The organism is Paenibacillus sp. Y301, from assembly GCF_059445505.1.
The window spans coordinates 177,785-199,890 of the sequence record NZ_JCAIUL010000003.1 but is presented as its reverse complement, the minus strand read 5'-3'; the positions used below and the strand labels follow the sequence as shown (position 1 = coordinate 199,890).

Sequence of the window (22,106 nt, the reverse complement as noted above, 5' to 3'; positions counted from 1 at the left end):
ATAGAGTGCGAAGCCATTTGTCATCTATTTAATAGATTTATAGAGTACATTTAAGTGGAAATATACGACAGGTTCGTTTTGCTATTGAAACTACTACTATAAATAGGGTAAAATTTATATTAAAAAAAATATCGGAGGAAATATGCCTACACAACCAGAAAAACATTCAATTCAGGCGTGGTCTCTGATCAATCGCAAGTATTTAGGAAAAGGCGTGCGTGTGAAACGATTCCGTAAACCGACACGTTGCCAAATTCGTAATCGCGTTCTACTCGCTATTTTAATGGCAAATGACATCAAACTATCCTATTTGGCTGAGCAACTCTCTGTTTCATCAAGAAGTGTAAGTGCTTGGGTGTACGAAGGCCGGGTTCCTGGTAAGAAGAACATGGAGAAAGTGTGTCAATACTTAGGATATCCTCGACATATTCTATTTAATGAAGACCTTCTCTCGAAGAGTCCCATCATATGCCAGCCCGCTCATTCCAGATTTATGCGCAGAACACTAACTCGTTCTCCTGTAAGCAATAAGATTCTGACAGGGCTTTGCATGGTCCATGACTTATCCGTAAGTGATGTGAGTGACTGGATTAACGTTCATCCAGGTACATTCCGCAAGTGGTTACATCAAGGAGCATTACCTTCTATGACCTTTCAAGAAAAAACGGAAGGATTCTTCCGCATTCCAAAAACGATATTATTTGCGGATTGCGTATTGAAGGACAACTCCATCCAATCCATATGAGTCAAGTAGAAACGGTAATACTGTCCTTTTTCAAAGACGGCAACCATTCCAACGGAAATATCAAAACAAAAATAGCCTCTTCATCCCAATTGGGTGCAGAGGCTATTTCAATTAATAGTCAATTTTTAACCGCTAGTAATGCACTTATCGTTAGAAGATGTTGTGTCTTTCCAAATCACATTTTCTCCGTAGTTCTTCCCCCAGTCATACATCATGCGTAGAACTGGCATTAGACTTTGACCGTATTCAGTTAAAGAATATTCTACTTTGGGTGGAACCTCCGCATATACTTTTCTCAGAACAAGCTTATCTTCTTCCAATTCTCGCAATTGATTGGTTAGCATTTTTTGGGTAATGTGTGGAATAAGCTTCTTGAGTTCACTAAATCTCTTGGTTCCTTCGAGGCCGAGATGCCACAAAATAATCAGCTTCCATTTACCACCGATAACGGCAAGCGTAAGCTCCTTCTCACAGTTGATTTCTTTCAAGTTAATACGATCTTTAATCTGTGTTGCCATATTATTAACCCCCCCTCACACTTATCATACTACATCATGCCCTAGGGACTCATTTACGCACAAAAACGAATACCTATCCACATGGGTAGCATTCGTTTTTGTGTTGAATGGCTTTCTATATGTTATTATTCCAGATTAGCATGTTTACCGAACATTTGCTTCGTAGTCTGACCTGTCTGCTCCATCATTTGTAGAATGATAGCATCGTAGAATATCAGCATCGTCTGCTCAAATAGTGAAGCCATCGGCTGAATGGTCGTATAACTTCCACTCTGATCCTTCGGTGACCCTGGTAACTTCACGGTGTAATCTGCTAATCGACCAATCGTCGATTCCGGTGTAATGGTAACTGCTACAACGGTGGCACCTATCATTTTGGCCCTTTCTGCCATCGAAACAAGGGACTTTGTTTCACCAGAACCAGATCCAAGGACTAACACATCTTCCTTATCGATTCCAGGAGTAATGGTATCTCCAACGACATATGCATCAGTACCTACATGCATGAGCCGCATGGCGAATGCCCGCCCCATTAATCCTGATCTTCCAGCTCCTGCTACAAATACTTTGCTAGAACGCAAGAGAATCTCAGCCAGTTGACTATCTTCTCCTTCTCCGATCTGTGACACGGAATGCTGTAGCTCATTTACAATTTCCTGTGTATAATCCACTGTATTCATTAGAATCTTAGACTTGGCTTACAAGGCGTTTCATTTCTGCTGCAGTTGCCTTTTTATCCTGTTCGCCAGTGATACCGCCACCCACGATAACAAGATCAGGATTTGCAGTAATAACCTCTGGCAGAGTACTTAGCTTGATCCCACCAGCTATAGCTGTTTTCGCATTCTTCACGACGCTCTTAATAGCGTTTAAATCATCAAATGAATTCTTACCAGCGGCTTGATGGTCATAACCAGAATGCACACAAATGTAATCAACACCAAGTGCATCAATTTCTGCTGCTCTTGTCTTTATGTCTTTTACATTGATTAGATCCACTAAGATCTCTTTATTATGTTTCTTCGCTTCCTCAACCGCACCTTTAATAGTCGAATCATCGGATACACCTAGCACTGTAACAATATCTGCACCAGCTTCTACTGCCTTCATGACTTCATAGCCACCAGCATCCATAATTTTAAGATCAGCTAATACAGTTAGTGATGGAAAAGCTTCTTTGATCGCTTTTACCGCATGTAATCCTTCGTTAATAACAATCGGTGTTCCAATCTCAACGATATCTATATATTCAGCTACTTCCGATACAACCTCTATTGCTCCGTCAATATCTACCAGATCTAATGCTAATTGTAATTTCATAGTTGTTATATCTCCTCATCCATATATTATAGGTGTTGTAATCATTGTAGGACCTAACATTCTTTTGAGGAAGTAGGCACTTTAAAGTGAGGAAGTTACCTGAAGGATACTAATGCGTAGTTATAGGATTTATCACAATCTTAATATGATGACTTTCGCTATTAACCCCATGAGCAGCTTCTTTTAGTGATGTTTTAGCATGCCACATAAGTAACCTTATTAACATTTTTTCGCTATTCCATAAAATACACAAGCTATAAAAAAATAGGGATGCTCCCCTAGCCATTTTTATGACTCTTGGAACATCCCCATTTATTTTATTATGAATAAACCTTAACCTTCAGCTTGTTCTTTTAAAGATTTCAGCTTCTTCATCACATGATTCTCACCACGACCGAAATAATCATGAAGAAGACTATATTCTTGATATAACACGTCATACACTGCTGCATTCTCAGGAATAGGCTTAAAGCTCTCCTCACGAATACGTGCCATATACTTCGCTGCATCCACAATGTTATCGTATCCGCCAGCTTCTTTACCCGCTGCTACCGCAGCAAACATCGCAGCACCCAGAGCTGGTGTCTGTGTTGAAGCCGCTACCTTGATCTCACGTCCAGTTACGTCAGCATAGATTTGCATGAGAAGTCTATTCTTCTGTGGTAATCCACCACAGGCATATAATACCTCTACAGGCACACCGTTGTTATGGAATGCATCAACAATTTTACGTGTTCCAAAGGCCGTAGCTTCAAGCAACGCACGATATACTTCTTCTGGTTTAGTAAGCAAAGTATATCCTACAATTAATCCTGTTAGATCTGTATCAACCAACACGGAACGATTTCCGTTCCACCAATCAAGGGCGAGCAAGCCCGTCTGACCTGGTACATATGCTGAAGCTTTCTTTTCTAGCCATTCATGGACAGAAATACGTTCTTCTTTCGCTTGTTCTTTAACGTAAGCCGGTACGGACTCATCAACAAACCATGCAAAAATATCTCCAACAGCAGACTGCCCCGCTTCATAACCAAAATATCCAGGAATGATGCCATCTTCAACAGCACCACACATTCCTTCTACTTCACGTTCTTCATCACCAAGAAGAAGATGACAAATAGAGGTTCCCATGGACATCACTAGTTTACCTGGTGTTACTACACCTACTGCTGGAACAGCAGCATGTGCATCCACGTTTCCTACAGCGACTGCTGTGCCCGCAATCAACCCCATCTGCTCAGCCATGTCAGGAGTTAAGCCCCCAGCTTTGGTTCCAAGAGGATATACTTCTCCCCGAAGCTTCGTATCTGCTATTTGCTCTAATCTAGGATCAAGTGCTTTGAAGAATTCTTTGCTTGGATATCCCTCACGCTTATGATGAATCGATTTGTAACCCGCAGTACATTGATTACGCATCAGGTTTCCACACATTTGCATAATGACCCAGTCTGTCGCTTCCACAAATTGATCTGCTGCCTCATAAATTTCGGGGGCCTCATTCAGAATTTGCCATGTCTTCGCGATCATCCATTCGGAAGAAATTTTGCCACCATAACGAGGGAGAAAGTTCTCGCCTCTTGCAGCTGCAATATCATTTAATCGATTAGCTTCATCCTGTGCCGCATGATGCTTCCACAATTTCACCCAACTATGTGGATTAGCTTTATAATCATCTCTTAGACATAATGGTGTTCCTTGTTCATCAATTGGTAGCATCGTACAAGCGGTGAAATCAATTCCGATACCAATGACGTCTTCTGGTGAAATCCCCGATTCTTTCATAACAGCAGGCACTGAATTTGTCAGTACTTCGATATAATCTGCGGGATGTTCGAGCGCCCAATCCATCCCCAACTTCAAACCGTTCCCAGGAAGGATTTCATCGATTACACCATGACGATAAGGGGTTACATGTGTTGCAATCTCGTCACCATTCGTTAGATTCACAAGAACGGCACGTCCTGATTCTGTCCCATAATCCACACCTACAGCATACTTAGGATTCATTCTTATTTCTCCTCCTTCTTGATCTGTCCATAATAAGCATTGGCTCCATGCTTGCGGTAGAAGTGCTTATCTAGTAACACTTGGTCCATCGATTGTAATTGTGAATTCAGAACGAAAGAACGATAGGCTATTTTAGCTACTTCTTCCGTAACAACCGCGTTATGAACGGCATCATTAGCGTTCTTACCCCAACAGAAAGGTGCATGCAAGTTCACTAATACGGCAGGTACATCCATTGGATTGATATCTTTAAAAGTCTCTATAATGACATGACCTGTCTCCAGCTCATATTCTCCAGCAATTTCTTCCTCCGTCATCTTTCTAGTGCATGGAATTGTTCCAAAGAAATAATCACCATGAGTTGTTCCTAGTGCAGGTATGCCACGTCCGGCTTGCGCCCAACTAGTAGCCCATGAAGAATGGGTATGTACAACACCTCCGATTCCTTCAAAACTTCGATACAAAGCCAGATGTGTGGGTGTATCCGAGGATGGACGCAAATCCCCTTCGATGATATCTCCTTGCAAATTAACGACAACCAATTGCTCTGCCTTCAATTTTTCATAAGGTACACCACTTGGTTTTATTACAACGAGGCCCTGCTCACGGTCGATTCCACTGACATTTCCCCATGTAAATGTGACTAAACCATGCTTGGGTAGTGCTAAATTCGCCTCTAATACTTCTTGCTTCAGTTGTTCTAACATGTATTGAAACATCTCCCTCCAATGAATGAATAAAAAGAAAATAGGAATGTAAGCGCATTACATAATGACCCTAATTATTTCATATATAGTTCAATAAGAACGATTATACATCTTGCTACGTCTTTTATTATACACTTGTACGTACAAGTATTCCAACCTTTTTTAAAACAGAAGAAGTACCGTCAACACCCTTGTGTTTTTATTCCAAAAATAAACAAATGAAATAAGAGCCTTATCTCTAAATGAGAAAAGACTCTTATAGAATAGATCGGTATAGCCAGCCAACACACATTATTTAGGTATAGCAGAAGATTCTCGAACAATTAACTCTGGTTTGTAGATCATTTGACTATCTTCAGGTAACTCTGGCTTTCCTTCAACCATCGCGATCATCCATTCAGCAGCTCTAATGCCCATTTCTTGCTTCGGATGACTAACCGTCGTGAGCTTTACTTCCGTGGCTGTCGCTAAGAATGAATCGTCAAAACCTACAATCGACAGATCCTGAGGCACAGACAATCCTATAGAGCGAACGATATTGAGCAAATTCACAGCTAATTGATCGTTATAGGTGACCCATCCGGTGGCTCTATCCTCAACTGATTGACTCAATAGTTTCTTCGCTTGCTGAATCGGTGTATCATTCTTTTCCTCTGTCGTATATGTAAAAACAGAAGAAGGGGATAACGATACATTGTATTTATGGTGTGCGCTTATAAAGCCCCTCATGCGACGTATTCCCTGCATATCATCCGTTTTGAAGAAACCTGCTATTCTTCGATGTCCTAGCGAAATCAGGTGTTCCGCGGCAAGAAATCCGCCCAGCTCATCATCTACTCTCAAACAAGGTGAATTCATTTCTTCATATGCAGCATTTAGCATGACATAGGGTATTTGTCTATTCTCCAGCGTTAAGAAATAACTTAGATTAGGATTACGTTCCCCACTTTTGGTAGGCTCTATGATAATTCCACTCAGAGATTGATCAAGCATCATCTCAAGACACTCTCTTTCCTTCATGCGATCGTTATCCGTACTCGATAAGACAAGGCGGTACCCTCTGCTACGAAGTTCACTCTCAATGCCTTGTACAATTAAAGGAAATATGTAATCCGATATATAGGTCGTAATGACTCCAATCGTCTGAATATTGTTGCTAATAACCTTTACACCGGGTTCATCCGTTACGAACGTCCCTTTTCCTTGAATACGAAACAGCCATCCTTCCTGCACTAACTCACCAATGGCTTGTCTCACGGTTTGACGGCTAACCTTGTACTGTTCAGAAATCTCATTCTCTGAAGGGAGCTGACTTCCTGGTAGCAGTTTAGATGAATGAATCCAGGATAGAATTTCATGCTTCACTTGCCTATATTTCGCGGTCATGTATTCCTCCGTTAAATCATTGGTTTCTAATTATATTGCCTAAATCATACAACATTATAACACAATTAACATTTGTACGTACAACCCGATTTGTTAGGTACTCCATTCTATTAGTGACCACTACAATAATATCCATATTCGACTTCGTTAGTCTATTGATCGAATTGTCTTCTTCTAACACACAAATTGAACCGCTCTTTGCAGTCTTATTCAGCAATTGTGATTTCGGTTACCGGAGAGGACTTCGTCGCGGCTGGATTTTCTTCATTTAACGGGAAAATCTCCCGTTAAATGGTTGGTAGAGCGCCTTGTATCCGTGTTAACCATAAATCCGATGATAAGCCCCCTTTAGATGGAGAAATTCCATCTAGATTATCTCCCAAGGCGGAAACTAGACATATTAACAGGAAAATTTACCGTTAGTCGTCTTCCTCTTCAGCATCCATTAATATAACATCATCTTTATCTTATATTGCACCACTTTTACTTTTTGGCAGCACCATATTCAATATTCACCTTAAATTGCATTCAAATGAAACTTATATTTATTCAGTATTGCCAAAAAGACCGCTACTGCTCTTTAGCATCAGCGGTTTAACTATTCATCTACTCTATTCATCTTCTCCATTCATCTACTCTATTCATTCATCTACTCTATTCATTCATCTACTCCATTTGTCTAAACTACTCATCTACTCTTACCCAAATCTGCCTGAAATGTATTCTTGTGTTGTCGTATTGGACGGGTTCGTGAAGATGGTGTTTGTATCATCGTACTCCATCAGAGTTCCTAAATAGAAATAGGCGGTGTAGTCAGATATTCTTGCGGCCTGTTGCATGTTATGAGTAACAATCACAATACTTAATTCCTTCTTTAGTTCTACAATTAATTCTTCTACCTTTGCAGTGGATACGGGATCAAGCGCAGACGCCGGCTCATCCAACAAGAGAATACGCGGACTAACAGAGAGCGCCCGTGCAATACAAAGCCTTTGTTGCTGCCCACCAGATAGAGACAAAGCAGATTGTTTTAGACGATCCTTTACTTCATCCCACAAAGCTGCTTTCCTTAGACTACTCTCAACGATTTCATCTAACTTTTTCTTGTCCTTCAACCCATGATATTTCGGTCCAAAGGCAATATTCTCATATATAGATTTATAAAAAGGATTAGGACGCTGCCATACCATTCCTATCTTTTGTCTTAATTCGATGACATCCGTTCCTGGTGCATTAATATCTTGTCCATCAATCCAGATTTCACCTGTAATTCTAGAGCCAGCAATATCATCATTCATACGATTTAACGAACGAAGAAAAGTGGACTTCCCGCAACCAGAAGGACCGATCAAAGCCGTTACGCTTTGTTCTGGGAAGTTCATGTCTATACTTTTTACTGCTTCATATTTTCCATAAAAAACGCTTAGTTTCTCGGTTCGAAAGGTTGTTTGCATAATCATTACCCCTATTCCGTTACTTTGATGCTGTGAAAGTGCGATACAATACTCTTCCTAGCCATCTCGCAGATAAATTAAATACTAATACGAGGATAACCAACACAGCTGAAGCCCCCGCAGCAATCGCCATGGCATCTGGAGCAAGACCTTCACTATTAATTTTCCATATATGAACAGCCAATGTTTCCGCTGGACGGAATGGATTAATGGGTGACGTAGGACTAAGTGGATTCCAATCCGTGAAGTCCAATCTCGGTGTGGACATTCCCGCTGTGAACAACAGTGCTGCAGCTTCTCCGAATACTCTACCTGCGGCAAGGACGGTACCTGTCACAAGATTTGGTATAGCAACCGGTAGGAGAATGGATGTAATGATTTTCCACTTTGATAGCCCTAGAGCAAGTCCTGCTTCTTTCTGTTCCTTAGGAACTCCACGGAAAGCTTGCTCGGTTATACGAACCATTAGCGGAAGATTAAATATCGTTAATACAAGCGCACCTGAGAATAATGAGAATCCAAATCCAAATGTATTTACGATAAGTAATAAACCGAACAACCCTACCACAATGGAAGGGAATGAAGAAAGAACTTCAACTACCAGGCGAATGCCCCCAGTAATCTTACCCGGCTTAGCATACTCCGACATATAAATTCCCGCTCCAAGTCCTAACGGAATCGTAATAACGAGTGTTAGAACAAGTAAGAAGAGTGAGTTAAATAATTGCGGTCCAATCCCTCCACCTGCTCGAATCGTCTGTGGAACAGAGGTTAGAAATGACCAACTAATATGACTAAGGCCACGGAATAGAATAAATCCTAACAATCCCAATAATACCGCAACAATAAGCGAGGAAAATACGACAATAACGCCAGTGGCTATTTTATCAGCTGTTCTTGGTTTCATCCCCGATGTCTCCTTTCCAAGAGCCTAACAACAATGATGAATATGAATGTCATAACCATGAGTGCTAGGGCCATACTCCATAGAGCATTGTTTTGTACTGAGCCTGCGACCGTATTACCCATATTCAAGGTAATGACACTCGTAAGTGTGGATGCTGATTCGAACAAAGAACGAGGGATATGTGGAGCATTCCCAATCACCATCTGAACAGCTAATGCCTCACCAAATGCACGTGCCATCCCAAGAACTATACCAGTCAATATAGAAGGCATAACCGTTGGAATAATCACACTTGAAATCGTCTGCCATCTTGTAGCTCCTAACGCATAGGATGACTCCTTCAATCCCTTAGGAAGTGAACTCAGCGCATCACTTGCAATACTAGTGATCGTGGGTAGAATCATAACCGAGAGTACTATCGCACCTGCCGCGACACCTATTCCTTGCCCAGGAAACCAATTACGAAATAGTGGAACGATAACGGTTAATCCTACGAAACCATAGACTACTGAAGGGATCCCCGCCAATAGTTCAATTACAGGTTGTAGAAGTTTTTTACCCCATGTTGGAACAATTTCCGTCATAAATAGCGATGCGCAGATACTTAAAGGACTCGCAATTAGAGCAGCTAACAATGAAGTCGCAAAGGAACCCGCTATAAAGGGAAGTGCACCAAATACCGGATTTTCTCCATTGGGATCCCACTTCGTACCAAACAAGAAATCCCCTATATTAACACCATCTTTAATAAAAGTTGTAAGCCCTTTGGAGGCAACGAAATATATCATTGAAACGATGATAATCACTAAGAGAGATACACAAAAGGTAGTATAAATTCGTCCAATCCAATCTTCTAAATGGTGCTTTTTGATAAGGACAGGTGATCGATTGTTTAATTTCATAATTGTCCTACTTTCTTAAAGTGAAAATAGAGGCAGATGAATCCGCCTCTTTGAGCATATTTAGCAATAGAGTTCTAAACCAGCTTGTGTCATTATTTCTTTGTAACATTTCCATCTACATCACGACTAACTTGCATTTTGGAGGTTGGAATATACCCTAGTTCAGCGACATCTCCATTTTGAACTTCATCTGAAACCATGTAATCCAAGAACGCTTTAGCAACTTCGTTTGGCTCACCTTTGGTGTACATATGCTCATAAGCCCATACTGGATAACTACCTGAGATTACGTTATCAATCGTTGCATCAACACCATCATATTTCACGGACTTAATGGAATCGTCTAAGTAAGAGAATGCAAGATACCCAATAGCACCTGGTGTTTCACTAACGATTTTTCTAACCGTTCCTGACGATTCTTCTAGAATGGCTCCTGCCATATCTTCAACCTTCGTACCCAATGCATATTTCTCAAAAGTACTACGAGTTCCAGAGCTACTTGGACGGTTTACGATAACAATCTTCTCGTCGATTCCACCCACTTCATTCCAGTTTGTTACTTTACCAGAGAAAATATCTACCATTTGTTGTTTGGTTAACGTATCTACACCAGTATCTTTATTAGATACGACAGAAATAGCAACCACTGCGACTTGATGATCTACAAGTTCTTTCGCTTTGTCAGCATCTCCGTCTTTAAGCTTTTCTTCTGCAAAAACATCCGAGTTACCAATATCAGCCTGTCCTCCAGCAACCTGTGTCAGTCCAGTTCCACTCCCGCCGCCTTGAACTTGCACTTGAATACCTGAATATTTAGCATCAGCCATAAATTTCTGTCCCACTTGCTCCACCAAAGGCTGTAAAGCCGTTGATCCAACTGCAAGAATAGAACCACTTAACTTTTTCTCTGTATCTGTCGAATTACTTGCCCCTTGATTATTACCGTTATTACCACAAGCCGCTAATGTAAGAACGATGGCAAGAGCCCCCATCATAAGTGCTGGTTTCTTTAATTTCATAATTTAATTTTCTCCTCCTCATATCTCTCAACTAAATGTTTCCCCGTAAGCCTCTTTTTCTAACTTACAAAACCTATTTTAATTCTCAAACATTTTTGCAAAATCGTTAGTTTGTAAAATCAAAAATAAATTTCGCAATATAAACTTTATATGCCTATAGATTTTATTTATAATGAATGAAACACGATTATGTATACGAGGTGGGATTCTAATGAATATTATTAAATTGATGATTCTGGTTTATATCGAGAAATATAAAAAGGTCACAGATGTCGCAAAAGAAATGAATATGAAGCAACCCTCCGTATCCTTCCATATGAAGAGTCTTGAAGAGGAGATGGGCATCGTACTATTTGAATCGAAACGTGGACGGATGATTCTTACTGAAGCTGGGAAGGCACTCTATCCTTATGCTTTGAAGATAACTGGACTTGCTGCAGAAGCAAAAAAAGTCGTTCGCGATTACGCCTTGCTGGATAAAGGGACATTACATATTGGAGCTGACTGCATCACTGGTACTTATCTTTTACCAGAGTTCATGAGTATATTCTCAAATAAATATCCTGGAACTCTCCTTCAATTATCAATCAAACCAACTGATACCATTCATCAAATGCTGGTGAATCAGGATATAGATATTGCCTTCTGTCAATCTAACCCGAGCCGACTCGGTATATATAATGGATTCCAACACGACACTCTTGAGGAAGATGAACTGGTTATCATCTTTAGCCCCACGCATCCTTTTGCGAAACTTCAAGCGCTCACCCCTCAACTTATTGCTAAACAATTCTTCATCCAACATGCAGAGGGAACTTATATAAAAGAATTATCATTAGAATGGTCCAGTCTAAATGACATTCATCTGTGGGAACGAATTCAAATGGATTCACCTGAATCAGTAAAAATAGCGGTGCAACACAGTGATCATATTACCTTTTTTCCACGGAACGGGGTTCAACAAGAGCTTGCACATGGACATCTCCTATGTTTGCCAATACCTGCACAAACAGAATCAATTCTATCCTCATATATGATTTATCCACCTGATTCATCGCACTCTTCTTTACGTAATCAGTTTGTGGCGTTTATTAAAAGTCAAAAGCACGATCTGCACAACCAATAAAAATACAACTATTGTAAATTAGTTCGATTTACAATAATTAAATATATAAAATATGTGATATTATATGTTAATATTAACATATCTGAAATTGTATTATAGTTTCCGTAGCATACGGTTCAAGCAATGTATAGAATGTGAATAAGCAAAATCTGAGAGGTGATAACAAATGCCAAGTTTAATACTGGAGGGAGGGACTTTTCGTCCTATTTTCAGTGCAGGTGTGATGGATGCCCTGTTAGATCAAGACGTAATGTTTCCTTATTGTATCGGTGTATCTGCGGGAATCAGTAACGGGTTGTCTTATATTTCCAAGCAAAAGCGGAGAAATTTAGAGGTGTTGGAAAAGTATCGGAATGATCAACGTTATATCGGGGTAAGAAATTTTTTACGCCATCGTAGCCTCTTTGGATTGGATTTTGTATTTGATGAAATTCCAAACACATTAATACCATTTAATAAACAAACCTTTAATAGTTATAGTGGTAAACTTGTAGTCGGCGTTACTAACGCTCAATCAGGAACACCAGAATATATGAATGGATTGGATAATGATGAACACTGGACGATGCTCCGTGCCACCTGTGCTCTCCCCCTCTTCTTTCCTGCTATTGAAATAAACGGAAGCAAATATTATGACGGAGGTTTAAGCGACCCCATCCCGATTCGTAAAGCGATTGCAGACGGTAATGACAAGCATCTCATCGTTCTTACCCAACCTAAAGGGTATGTTAAAAGTTTCAGTAAAAAAAATGCGATGATTGGTAAGGTACTGAAGCGTAAATTTCCTCATCTCGAAGAAGTCTTGCTAACAAGACATGAAAAATATAATGAAACGGTTGCGTTTTGTGAGCAGTTAGAGAAAGATGGGCAAGCTGTAATTCTCCGTCCGAATCATTCCCTAAACAGCTTAGAGAAAGATGTTAACAAACTCAGAGATACCAATCAACATGGCTACGACGAAGCAATGAACCATATCAATGACATTCAAAAATTATTCTCTTAAGTCACATATGGTTGACATTTAAATCTGTCACAACCTCCTCTGGCATTTTTTTGGAAGCACTAGGCACTTCTCGCGGTTTATTATCAATCATATCCGATGAACTAATCATGATACTTACCTGACCTCCGTGCGCGTAAGCTCGAATAAGGACCGGTTGACTATATTTATTTTTAAAAGTGAAATCAGGTCCATACCAGCTTACCGTAGCATCGCGGCCGGGTGGTACATAGGTGACAATCTTGCTATGAGAATAGCGCTGGATAATTTGTAGTCCCGCACGATCTGCAGCATTAAATAGGGTTGATGAAATCTGACAAATTCCTCCTCCAACATCTTCGGATGCCTCACCTCTTACAATAATAGGTGCACGTAAATATCCCTTCTCTTTCGTTCGTTTACCCACAACTTCATTAAATGAGAACGTTTCTTCGGGAAAAATCACCGTATTATTGATAGCTTTGGCAGCCAATCCAATATTATGAGAACGGTTTTTATTATTCGGATTGTAATATGTAAAATAGTTTCCAATCTTTTTCTCCATAATGGATTGTAATAACTCACTATCTACTTTGGCATATACACTGCGCAAGGGCACTTCCAATCTCGATAAGTTCCCCTCATATATATAACTGTAGAACTGAGCCTTAAACCGTTCTCTGTTAAGTGTTGTACCTGCTTGCTCAGCTAATATTCTGCCCTCTCCATTAATAACAGCATTCTTGGGTGGCAAGGATACTCGCTTGTCTAGATCATTCATTAGGGCATTCAACTTCATATCATCAACAATTGGTACTCCGGGAACAGGTATCGTATAGGTAGAATGATCCACTTCTACAATAGGTTCACCCTGTTTTTCAATTACCAATGGCTCTAGAGGAGCCCATTGTTGAACCATTAATAATATAGCCATAATTAAATGCAACCCCAAGGTCACCACTCCCCCTTTTAAGTCAGTCATGATCGGCTATAGTATGAATCAAATGGGATGTGCTGATACATTATGAATTGGGAAAAATTCAAATAGCTCTATTTAATTCCAAAAAAAATGGAATAATTGAAAAAGTTCACTAGTCTGATTGTGCATACAACTAGTGAACATGATATAATTATGGTTGCATTTGATTTAGTGAGTACATGTAAGTTACTCAGTAAAACACTTATAACAGAGTTATAGAGGGGGTTAGGGAATGTTCGCGAAGCGACTGAAACAGTTGCGTAAACAAAGAAAGTTGACCATGCAAGAAGTGGCCGATTATGTTGGAGTTGCAAAAAGTACATATGCAGGATATGAATCTGGATACCGTCAGCCCACGTTAGAATCTATTCATACCATTTCTCGAAAGTTACATACTTCTGCAGATTACCTTCTAGGGCTCACAGATTATTCCGAACCTCCAGCGGAACTGAATCATAATGCGAAAGAATATTTAAATTATGAACAGCTACACTGGGATGGCGTACCTTTGGAAAAAGACGATTTGGACCTCATTCGAATACTCCTCGAACGGATTATTCGCGACCGGAACTTACCAAAGGATAACTAACTCACCCTCACATTAATTGCTGAGCGACCACTCCTCAATGACATTGATAGGAACTTCATCTTTCTCTGCAGCACGAATTAAATCTTGATATGCAGCTTCACATGTAGATTCCGCAGTTGTTATTTCTATATTCAAGTTTTCTTCTTTCCATGCTTGAACATCCACGATATTACCCTTATTCAGTTTCTGGAAGCTCGTATTTGCTTTATTTAATGCATTATTCATATCATTTCTACAACTTGTCTCCAATTGGATCATTTCTTGTTCATATTTCTGAACGATGGTCACACCATCCGTCGTTTCTTTGCTACTGGATGATTCCGATTCCACTTGACTAGTGTAATCAGACGTCGGTTGAGATGAAAGCTGTGGTTGTGTAGTTAGTTGTTGGGATGAAGATGTTGATTGCGATGGATCCGGTGCTCTAACAGTTAATGCATCATCATCCATTATTGAAGGATTATTTTCCGAATCTATTTCTATATCTATATCCATATCTAATGGAGCCTCTGTTACTGAGGATTCCTTCCAATATAGTCCCCCCCACACAAAAAGCAGCAAAATAGTAATACTTGATAAAATAACTATAAGAGGTTTCGGTTTCCGAAATTGATGACTTCTTCTTTTGCGTATACGTTCAGTACTCATCGTTACCATAACACCACTTTCTTATCAAATTTACAATCTTTATGCGATACGAATATTTCGTGCCTAGTTATAAATTCAATTCTTTCTTGGATTCATCAAATGTTTTCCCTCTACGGACACCATATTTCTTGGCCAATGCCGATAATACGTTATAATCTTCAGGTGATAGTGGTTAGAAAAGAAAGAAAAGAAAAGAGGCCAGCCCTCCTTCAAAGAAGGAGAGCTGGCTGATATTAAAATTTCATTAAACTTTTGATCATAAGATCTGTCATTTGAGTACTTGCTTTTTCACATTTGAAATAGCGTAATCGGTAATCGGTAATTCTCCCATTGATACAGTGAGCATCGATAGCACGATGGCGAATACACTTTCTTCACCCCCTAATATCGATATGAAAAGTCGTTTAGAATTGCAAAACTGGCATTTCTTGTTTAACACCTTGATTTAAACTTGGACGACCCACCGAATAATAAATGAAGTCTGTACCCAGCAAGTTCTCTTCTTTGAACACGTTTCGTCCATCAATAAGAATTGGCTGTTTCAACACCTTTTGAAGTTCCAAGAGATCTACTGTTGCGAACTCATCCCACTCCGTTAATAGACACAATGCGTCTGCATCTATAGCCGTTTCTAGCGCTCCATTACACCATTCGACACCATCCATCCCATATAATGCTTGAAAACTTTCCATTGCGATAGGATCATAAGCCTTCACATTCACGCCATTCTCAACTAAATGCTGAATAATCTCCAATGCAGGTGAATCGCGTACATCGTCGGTATTTGGTTTGAATGCCAACCCCCATACAGCAACCGTTTTCCCTTGCAATTGTCCTTCAAATATAGTCTCTAGCTTACGGATAACATTAAATCGTTGATCTTGATTCACTTCCACAACGGATCGTAGTAGTTTAAATTCATAATCAACATGACCCGCAATCTGGATTAATGCACTTGTGTCTTTAGGAAAACAGGAACCTCCATAACCGATACCAGCCCTCAGGAATGATGGACCGATTCGTTTGTCGTATCCCATTCCTTTTGCCACTTTGGTTACATCTGCACCTACCTTTTCGCAAATGTTAGCAATCTCGTTAATGAATGATATTTTCGTCGCTAGAAAAGCGTTAGACGCATATTTAATCATCTCCGCGCTCCGAATATCTGTCACAACGATATGCTCTGTTAGTGGCACATGAAGTTCTGTCATCGTGTCAGCAGCACTCTGACACTCCGCACCAATGACAATTCGGTCAGGATGTAACGTATCCTCGATAGCCGAACCCTCTCTTAGAAACTCTGGTAATGAAATGCTGTCAAAAGTCTTATCCGATTTGGACTGAATTAATTTAGCAAGTCGTTCATTCGTTCCAACTGGCACCGTACTTTTCACAGCAATAATTTTGTGCCCATTCATCGCCTCTGCAATTTCAACCGCAACTTGATCAATAAATGCTAGATTCGCTTCTCCGTTAGGCAATGGCGGAGTCCCGACAGCTATGATGATAATGTCCGATTGTCTCACAGCACTAGATAGATCGCCTGTGAATGATAGTTTCCCCGCAGCACGATTGGATGCAGCTAATTCTTGTAACCCCGGCTCATAAATAGGGATGCCACCCGCATTCAACATATCTATCTTCTGTGGATCCTTATCTACACATATAACTTGATTGCCTAGTTCCGCATAACAAACGCCCGATACAAGACCTACATATCCGGTTCCAATAACTGTAATATTCATTATTAACACTCCCTCGTTGTTTTCATTTCATTTATACCGTGCACAATTGCATGATCTCGTTCCAGTCAAAAGCAAGTCTAACGATATCCTCTTCAATAAGCTCGGTGCCTGTCTGCACCTCAATGAGTTCCATTTCCGTAGTTGCTCGCAGGCTATGTTTCGTGTCTTTTTTAATCACTAAGACGTCCCCAGCCTTGACTAGAATGTGCTTATCATTCAGTACCATTTCTCCTTCACCAGCAACGACCGTCCATACTTCATTTCGTAGTAAATGGTATTGATAGCTTAGATTCTGACCTGCCGTAACACAGATTCGCTTGGTTAATACTTCTTGTCCATCAGGATATTTTAAATAATCGAGAACGCGGTACCGTCCCCAACGTCGCTCTTCATACATAGGTCGCTGATCTGAATGCTTCATGACTTCTTTAATCATCGGACTTGATGCCTTATCCGATACCAGAATCCCATCCGGACTTGCCGCAACAACAACGTTAGATAAGTTAAGTAACGTAATGGGAATATCCAGTTCATTGATAACGTGTGTATTCGTCGATTCACCACTAATAATCCCTTTACCAATGAGTGAGGATTCGATCTGCTCCGTTAATGTATTCCATGTACCTAAGTCCTTCCAATCCCCTTCATAAGGAAGCGCAACGATGTGAGTAGCTTTCTCCACAACTTCGTAGTCAAAGCTATTTTTGTTAATCCGTCCATACTGCTTCGACATCTCGTCGTACTGGATCGGATAACCTTTTTCAATAAGAATATTAATTAGAAAATTAAGCTTAAAAGCAAAAACACCGCAGTTCCAAAGTGCAGCCTGTTCAATCATGGCTACCGCTTCTTCCTCACGGGGTTTCTCTCTGAAACTCTGAACGGTTACGAAAGGCTCATCTACCTGTGTACCGATTTCTGGAACGATATATCCGTATTTCTCGGAAGGATACGTTGGCTTCACACCCATGAGCGCCAAGTCCGCACCGGATTCATTCAGAACATGTTCAAGCTCCTTCGTCTTATGAAAGAATGACTCTTCCACGTACGGATCAACAGGCATGACAACGACGGTCTCATCTAGGCTTACACCTTGTACCGAATATAAATATGTAGCTGCTAACGCGATAGCTGGGAAAGTGTCTCTTCTCTCTGGCTCGACAATCACCTCAATCTTACTACCGAGCTGGCTATGAATCATTTCAACTTGTGATTTACTCGTTGCGATATAAGCATGATCATGGAGTCCAGCTTTAGAAATTTGTCCCCATACTCGCTGTACCATTGACTCCCGTTTACCATCAGCACTCCCCAACACCTTCAAAAACTGTTTGGAACGTGATTCATTCGATAACGGCCACAGGCGTTTACCTGATCCCCCGGATAGAAGAACAATTTTCATAATGACTCCTCCTAAAAGTTTTTGTGAAGCAATACTATTCAATTTATCTCCGCAACAAAAACTTACGTCGTAAGCATATGCTAAAATTTTTATGAAGCGTTAGCCTCCTGATAGTCTTCGCAATAAAAATTCACTTCGAAAGCATATACTTAGTTTTGTTTAGCATTTCTTCATTGCTTAACTTCGTAACAAGAACTTACGTCGTAAGCATATGCTTAAATTTTTATGAAGCGTTAGCTTCCTGATGATCTTCGCAATAAAAATTCACTTCGGAAGCATATGCTTGCCATCGGATTTCTACCGCTATAAGCGGTATATAATCAAGAAATCTGATGGTAACAGCGATCGTAAGGACAATCCGCCACCGTAGCGGACATCTCCGCACTATATCCCTACTTCGACAACATCACCTTAGCTTTTTTCAACAAAGCCTCTTCATATAATCTAGTAAGCTTAGGGCTCTTCACAACGAGTTGTGAGGATTGAATGCCGCTAGTCCATGTATTATAGTAATTGGAGTTTTTGCCGTATGAATTATCTAGTAAGGTATTAGGCTTATCCATTAAGCAAGCTAGAATATGCCCATGTAACCTTGAAGTCTGTACATTGCGATAACCACTGAAGCGTCTAACGGCTTTGTTTACCAGGTAATCGCTATATTTATTCCAGATGGGATACAGCGGTATGCCGCTACCTTTTCTCATGACTTTAGCAGTCACGTTGATCAACTTTTTCTCCACTCGATTATATAAGGACGCCCAGTCTAAGAAATCACCTTCTCCATCGGACTCGAACTGAATTTGTTCCTTGGTTTTCTCAATATCAGTACGGAAGAAACAGAGTAGGTCTTTATCCGGTTTACCTTTCGGCATAATAGGCCATAGTTGATGCGCCATGTCAGGCGATAAGTAGATGTGACATTTGTGGAATTTATGTCTAGCCATATCGTATGTTAATGTATCTCTTACAAAGAGATGAGCATCTGGATGATTATTAAAAAGTAGTGCCGTACGATCATATTCAGATTCTTCCTTGAAGAATATCGTCTGTGGAAGTAACACGATCCGATTGTGAACATACTCCGTAACGATTCTCTCACGCAATCTTTGATGTACCGGGTACAAATCCCCAAAGTTGCCTCCACCCTGAAGGACAATGATCTGATCTTTCGGTATGTTTAACTGATCTGGGAAATCAAGGACACTGTAGCGTGCTTGAACGTGAATATTATGATCTCTGAAGAACGCTTCAGTACCTTTCATAATCAGTAAGTCACCACCGTTGTTGTACACAGGGTAATCAATATAATAAATACTTGATCCTGAAGGGATTACTTTCAGAATTTTACGTAGCTCCTCTTTCAATACGTCCATCGGGTGAACATCTGGTTTCACTTGCATAGCAACGTACTCCTTTACTTTTTGGTTTTTTCTTTCAAACGCTCTATTAGAAAACGAAAATCATCCTTATCGAAGAACATTCCCCTAAACTTTACTTGAAACACAATCCGCATCGATGCCATCGTCACCGCTAATCGGATGATAGCTCCAATTAATAGAGAAAATGCGATTCCGTTCAGCCCATACAATGGTGTAAATATGAAGAACAATCCAATCGTTACTACAAGTGCAATAAGTTGGCGAACCAATACAAGACCCGGTCTTCCCATCGCATTAAAAGAGGATGCTAGAATCCATGATCCACCACCCAGAATACATTCAATAGATAAGAGATAGAAGGCTACGCTAGCCTCTAGAAAAGGTGCACCAAACAGTACCCCCATTAGATACCTTCCAATGAACATGCATGGAATAACGACAATCGTCATTAAAAGCATAGATAGTCGGAACGCCCGACCAACCGTTGTCATAATCGTCTTCTCATCCATCCCCGTTACTTTCGGAAAGATAACGCTCGTAATGGCTGTCTGCACAACATTAAATACACGGGATAATGCATATACCACCGTGTATAATCCCAGATCTCTTGCGGTTAGCATCGATAGAATGACGATCTTATCGAATTGAGAATACAGCGTTCCCAGTAGCTCTACTCCGAACACTTTACTCCCATAACCAAACAACGCCTTCGCAGCTTGTGTATTTCCTAGTCCTTTGAACCATTGAATCCGAAGCTCTTCTCTTACACTGTACAAGGCCCATAATATGACAACAACGCTGGTCACGAGAAACACCCGTGCAGCTGAATGAAGACTTAAATTACCCATCGACCAGAGAACCAACAGCCCGATCAGATTAATCAATGGAAAATATAATCGAACACCGTTATATACATTAAATTTACCTGTGCTCTGTGCAAGTGCAGATATTAGATTAACTGCAAGCAATATCGGGAGCATCAGTACTGTATACCACCTAGCTGTCTGAATGACGGCTTCGGGGTAATTCCCGAGCCATGCAGGCAACCAGATCCAAGCGACTATTCCGACAATGATACTAACGGGAATCTGAAACAGAAATCCTGCTCTTACGAAATCAGCACCTCTACCCTTGTTCTGCTTAAGGTTATAGATCAGCGAGGTTGGAAGACCAAATCCTACAAGTCCTGCTAGCAATGTTGGCCAGAATAGAATTGCTGAGAACTCCCCTTTCCCCACGACACCAAACATGCGAGCCGTCACAATCGAGGTTAACGTGCTGATGACCATAACTAAGAGATTAGTTGCACTAGTGCGAAGAATCGTTTGAAAGAGTCCGCCACCCTTCATTTCTTTACGAATGGTAAGCTCTGCCATAACCTATCCTCAACCCCTACTGTTATATCGCAAGATACCAACAAGTGATCCGTTGCGGTAACATATTTTAACGACTTGTCTGATAAAGGTCTTGAAATGAAAAATGGAGAATATCGAGGATAGAATAGCCTGAGCCATGCGAATGATATTCTTTAATATGGCTATAGAACCTTTATCTTTCCTTTTCACCGCATCGCTCACGCCTTGCCAGAAAATCCGTTTCAAGAACCATTTCTTCGTCGTTCGTTCCTTCGCAATCTTGTGCTTCACCGGTGCAAACGGTGTATAGAATACCTTGTACTTTTCACGTACTCTAGCAATGAGTTCACTTTCCTCGCTTGACAACAGGTTCTTACCAACCCGTCCCAAGTCCTCACGGAATGGCTTCATCTCTTGAAATACACTCATTCGAAAAGCAACATTCGCGCCATACGGGATCGATGGAGATGGCATTTCTTTCACTTCACTCGAATAATCGAGGATAGTAAATACCGATCGATGTTCCTCCGGAATCCAGTCAGGCTCCGCGACTTCCCAGATTGGATCAATTTTGCCACCAACACATCCAATCATTGGATCCCTTTCAAATACTTCTACAATATTCTGAACCCACTCCACGGAGGCAAGCGCATCATCATCCAAGAAGAGAATGTACTGACCTCTCGCCTCTTGAATTGCACGATTACGTGCAACCGACAGACCCAGTTTATTTTCCAATATATAACGTATTCTTGGACCATGCTGATCTCTTAGCTGATTCACGACCTCAGCCGTATGATCTGTCGATCGATTATCGATCACGATAATTTCAATTTCCTCTTTTGCATAACTTTGAGTTAAGATGCTCTCAATGGCTTCTCCTGTATCCTGTGCTCTGTTATGCGTACATATAGCTACCGTTACTATAATACTCATCGT

The 22,106-nt window shown here is 40.6% G+C and carries 21 protein-coding genes; 4 read left to right on the top strand and 17 right to left on the bottom strand.

Annotation, left to right across the window (positions count from 1 at the left end):
* Positions 1–142 precede the first annotated feature (142 nt).
* Positions 143–745, top strand: coding sequence for a helix-turn-helix domain-containing protein (locus tag AC1D69_RS07335; protein ID WP_495455483.1), 603 nt, complete (start codon positions 143–145; stop codon positions 743–745).
* 125 nt (positions 746–870) lie between these two features.
* Here the strand turns inward: AC1D69_RS07335 and AC1D69_RS07330 are convergent, their stop codons facing one another.
* The 10 genes from AC1D69_RS07330 to AC1D69_RS07285 form a co-directional block, all read right to left on the bottom strand.
* Positions 871–1,263 carry a winged helix-turn-helix transcriptional regulator gene (locus AC1D69_RS07330; protein WP_495455482.1) on the bottom strand — a complete coding sequence of 131 codons (393 nt, stop codon included), beginning with the start codon at positions 1,261–1,263 and terminating at the stop codon, positions 871–873.
* 125 nt (positions 1,264–1,388) lie between these two features.
* Positions 1,389–1,943 (bottom strand): 6-phospho-3-hexuloisomerase, encoded by a 555-nt coding sequence (hxlB, locus tag AC1D69_RS07325; RefSeq protein ID WP_495455481.1) that lies wholly within the window; start codon positions 1,941–1,943, stop codon positions 1,389–1,391.
* Positions 1,944–1,950: 7 nt separating this feature from the next.
* Positions 1,951–2,583: a 3-hexulose-6-phosphate synthase gene (hxlA, locus tag AC1D69_RS07320; RefSeq protein WP_495455480.1), complete on the bottom strand. Its 633-nt coding sequence runs from the start codon at positions 2,581–2,583 to the stop codon at positions 1,951–1,953.
* 333 nt (positions 2,584–2,916) lie between these two features.
* Complete coding sequence (locus AC1D69_RS07315) at positions 2,917–4,590, bottom strand: ribulokinase (protein ID WP_495455479.1); 1,674 nt, start codon at positions 4,588–4,590, stop codon at positions 2,917–2,919.
* Between the two features lie 2 nt (positions 4,591–4,592).
* Positions 4,593–5,297: an L-ribulose-5-phosphate 4-epimerase gene (araD, locus tag AC1D69_RS07310; protein WP_495455478.1), complete on the bottom strand. Its 705-nt coding sequence runs from the start codon at positions 5,295–5,297 to the stop codon at positions 4,593–4,595.
* Positions 5,298–5,588: 291 nt separating this feature from the next.
* A complete protein-coding gene (locus tag AC1D69_RS07305) occupies positions 5,589–6,683 on the bottom strand; it encodes a GntR family transcriptional regulator (RefSeq protein ID WP_495455477.1) in 1,095 nt (364 codons plus the stop codon).
* Between the two features lie 698 nt (positions 6,684–7,381).
* A complete protein-coding gene (pstB, locus tag AC1D69_RS07300) occupies positions 7,382–8,137 on the bottom strand; it encodes a phosphate ABC transporter ATP-binding protein PstB (protein ID WP_495455476.1) in 756 nt (251 codons plus the stop codon).
* 19 nt (positions 8,138–8,156) lie between these two features.
* Positions 8,157–9,044: a phosphate ABC transporter permease PstA gene (gene pstA / locus AC1D69_RS07295; RefSeq protein WP_495455475.1), complete on the bottom strand. Its 888-nt coding sequence runs from the start codon at positions 9,042–9,044 to the stop codon at positions 8,157–8,159.
* Positions 9,041–9,946, bottom strand: a complete 906-nt coding sequence (pstC, locus tag AC1D69_RS07290; RefSeq protein WP_495455474.1) for a phosphate ABC transporter permease subunit PstC — start codon at positions 9,944–9,946, stop codon at positions 9,041–9,043. The genes pstA and pstC overlap by 4 nt, the downstream gene beginning before the upstream one ends.
* 92 nt (positions 9,947–10,038) lie before the next feature.
* A complete protein-coding gene (locus AC1D69_RS07285; protein ID WP_495455473.1) occupies positions 10,039–10,965 on the bottom strand; it encodes a phosphate ABC transporter substrate-binding protein PstS family protein in 927 nt (308 codons plus the stop codon).
* Between the two features lie 211 nt (positions 10,966–11,176).
* On the opposite strand from AC1D69_RS07285, the gene AC1D69_RS07280 reads away from it, so the two are divergent.
* Entirely contained in the window at positions 11,177–12,091 is a 915-nt protein-coding gene (locus tag AC1D69_RS07280) for a LysR family transcriptional regulator (RefSeq protein ID WP_495455472.1), read from the top strand.
* Positions 12,092–12,257: 166 nt separating this feature from the next.
* Positions 12,258–13,094, top strand: coding sequence for a patatin-like phospholipase family protein (locus tag AC1D69_RS07275; RefSeq protein ID WP_495455471.1), 837 nt, complete (start codon positions 12,258–12,260; stop codon positions 13,092–13,094).
* Position 13,095: 1 nt separating this feature from the next.
* Here the strand turns inward: AC1D69_RS07275 and AC1D69_RS07270 are convergent, their stop codons facing one another.
* Positions 13,096–14,004 (bottom strand): VanW family protein, encoded by a 909-nt coding sequence (locus AC1D69_RS07270; RefSeq protein ID WP_495455470.1) that lies wholly within the window; start codon positions 14,002–14,004, stop codon positions 13,096–13,098.
* Positions 14,005–14,281: 277 nt separating this feature from the next.
* Between AC1D69_RS07270 and AC1D69_RS07265 the strand changes: the two genes are divergently transcribed.
* Positions 14,282–14,638, top strand: coding sequence for a helix-turn-helix domain-containing protein (locus tag AC1D69_RS07265; RefSeq protein WP_495455469.1), 357 nt, complete (start codon positions 14,282–14,284; stop codon positions 14,636–14,638).
* A gap of 12 nt (positions 14,639–14,650) precedes the next feature.
* On the opposite strand, the gene AC1D69_RS07260 is transcribed toward AC1D69_RS07265, so the two are convergent.
* The 6 genes from AC1D69_RS07260 to AC1D69_RS07235 all read right to left on the bottom strand — a co-directional run bounded on the left by AC1D69_RS07260 (position 14,651) and on the right by AC1D69_RS07235 (position 22,103).
* Positions 14,651–15,286, bottom strand: coding sequence for a hypothetical protein (locus AC1D69_RS07260; RefSeq protein WP_495455468.1), 636 nt, complete (start codon positions 15,284–15,286; stop codon positions 14,651–14,653).
* A 404-nt stretch (positions 15,287–15,690) separates the two neighbouring features.
* Positions 15,691–17,031 carry a UDP-glucose dehydrogenase family protein gene (locus AC1D69_RS07255; RefSeq protein WP_495455467.1) on the bottom strand — a complete coding sequence of 447 codons (1,341 nt, stop codon included), beginning with the start codon at positions 17,029–17,031 and terminating at the stop codon, positions 15,691–15,693.
* A 31-nt stretch (positions 17,032–17,062) separates the two neighbouring features.
* Entirely contained in the window at positions 17,063–18,433 is a 1,371-nt protein-coding gene (locus tag AC1D69_RS07250) for a sugar phosphate nucleotidyltransferase (RefSeq protein ID WP_495455466.1), read from the bottom strand.
* Positions 18,434–18,825: 392 nt separating this feature from the next.
* Complete coding sequence (locus AC1D69_RS07245; protein ID WP_495455465.1) at positions 18,826–19,833, bottom strand: polysaccharide pyruvyl transferase family protein; 1,008 nt, start codon at positions 19,831–19,833, stop codon at positions 18,826–18,828.
* Positions 19,834–19,847: 14 nt separating this feature from the next.
* Entirely contained in the window at positions 19,848–21,188 is a 1,341-nt protein-coding gene (locus AC1D69_RS07240; protein WP_495455464.1) for a lipopolysaccharide biosynthesis protein, read from the bottom strand.
* A 9-nt stretch (positions 21,189–21,197) separates the two neighbouring features.
* Positions 21,198–22,103: a glycosyltransferase gene (locus AC1D69_RS07235; RefSeq protein WP_495455463.1), complete on the bottom strand. Its 906-nt coding sequence runs from the start codon at positions 22,101–22,103 to the stop codon at positions 21,198–21,200.
* Between the last annotated feature and the right edge of the window lie 3 nt (positions 22,104–22,106).

Bases quoted from the DNA above. Each gene is read 5' to 3' on its own strand.
- AC1D69_RS07245 (WP_495455465.1), bottom strand. From the start codon at position 19,833: ATGCAAGTGAAACCAGATGTTCACCCGATGGACGTATTGAAAGAGGAG.
- AC1D69_RS07235 (WP_495455463.1), bottom strand. From the start codon at position 22,103: ATGAGTATTATAGTAACGGTAGCTATATGTACGCATAACAGAGCACAG.
- AC1D69_RS07255 (WP_495455467.1), bottom strand. From the start codon at position 17,031: ATGAATATTACAGTTATTGGAACCGGATATGTAGGTCTTGTATCGGGC.
- araD (WP_495455478.1), bottom strand. From the start codon at position 5,297: ATGTTAGAACAACTGAAGCAAGAAGTATTAGAGGCGAATTTAGCACTA.
- AC1D69_RS07305 (WP_495455477.1), bottom strand. From the start codon at position 6,683: ATGACCGCGAAATATAGGCAAGTGAAGCATGAAATTCTATCCTGGATT.
- AC1D69_RS07250 (WP_495455466.1), bottom strand. From the start codon at position 18,433: ATGAAAATTGTTCTTCTATCCGGGGGATCAGGTAAACGCCTGTGGCCG.
- AC1D69_RS07335 (WP_495455483.1), top strand. From the start codon at position 143: ATGCCTACACAACCAGAAAAACATTCAATTCAGGCGTGGTCTCTGATC.
- AC1D69_RS07240 (WP_495455464.1), bottom strand. From the start codon at position 21,188: ATGGCAGAGCTTACCATTCGTAAAGAAATGAAGGGTGGCGGACTCTTT.
- AC1D69_RS07275 (WP_495455471.1), top strand. From the start codon at position 12,258: ATGCCAAGTTTAATACTGGAGGGAGGGACTTTTCGTCCTATTTTCAGT.
- AC1D69_RS07285 (WP_495455473.1), bottom strand. From the start codon at position 10,965: ATGAAATTAAAGAAACCAGCACTTATGATGGGGGCTCTTGCCATCGTT.
- hxlA (WP_495455480.1), bottom strand. From the start codon at position 2,583: ATGAAATTACAATTAGCATTAGATCTGGTAGATATTGACGGAGCAATA.
- AC1D69_RS07260 (WP_495455468.1), bottom strand. From the start codon at position 15,286: ATGAGTACTGAACGTATACGCAAAAGAAGAAGTCATCAATTTCGGAAA.
- pstA (WP_495455475.1), bottom strand. From the start codon at position 9,044: ATGAAACCAAGAACAGCTGATAAAATAGCCACTGGCGTTATTGTCGTA.
- AC1D69_RS07330 (WP_495455482.1), bottom strand. From the start codon at position 1,263: ATGGCAACACAGATTAAAGATCGTATTAACTTGAAAGAAATCAACTGT.
- hxlB (WP_495455481.1), bottom strand. From the start codon at position 1,943: ATGAATACAGTGGATTATACACAGGAAATTGTAAATGAGCTACAGCAT.
- AC1D69_RS07315 (WP_495455479.1), bottom strand. From the start codon at position 4,590: ATGAATCCTAAGTATGCTGTAGGTGTGGATTATGGGACAGAATCAGGA.
- AC1D69_RS07280 (WP_495455472.1), top strand. From the start codon at position 11,177: ATGAATATTATTAAATTGATGATTCTGGTTTATATCGAGAAATATAAA.
- AC1D69_RS07265 (WP_495455469.1), top strand. From the start codon at position 14,282: ATGTTCGCGAAGCGACTGAAACAGTTGCGTAAACAAAGAAAGTTGACC.
- pstB (WP_495455476.1), bottom strand. From the start codon at position 8,137: ATGCAAACAACCTTTCGAACCGAGAAACTAAGCGTTTTTTATGGAAAA.
- AC1D69_RS07270 (WP_495455470.1), bottom strand. From the start codon at position 14,004: ATGGCTATATTATTAATGGTTCAACAATGGGCTCCTCTAGAGCCATTG.
- pstC (WP_495455474.1), bottom strand. From the start codon at position 9,946: ATGAAATTAAACAATCGATCACCTGTCCTTATCAAAAAGCACCATTTA.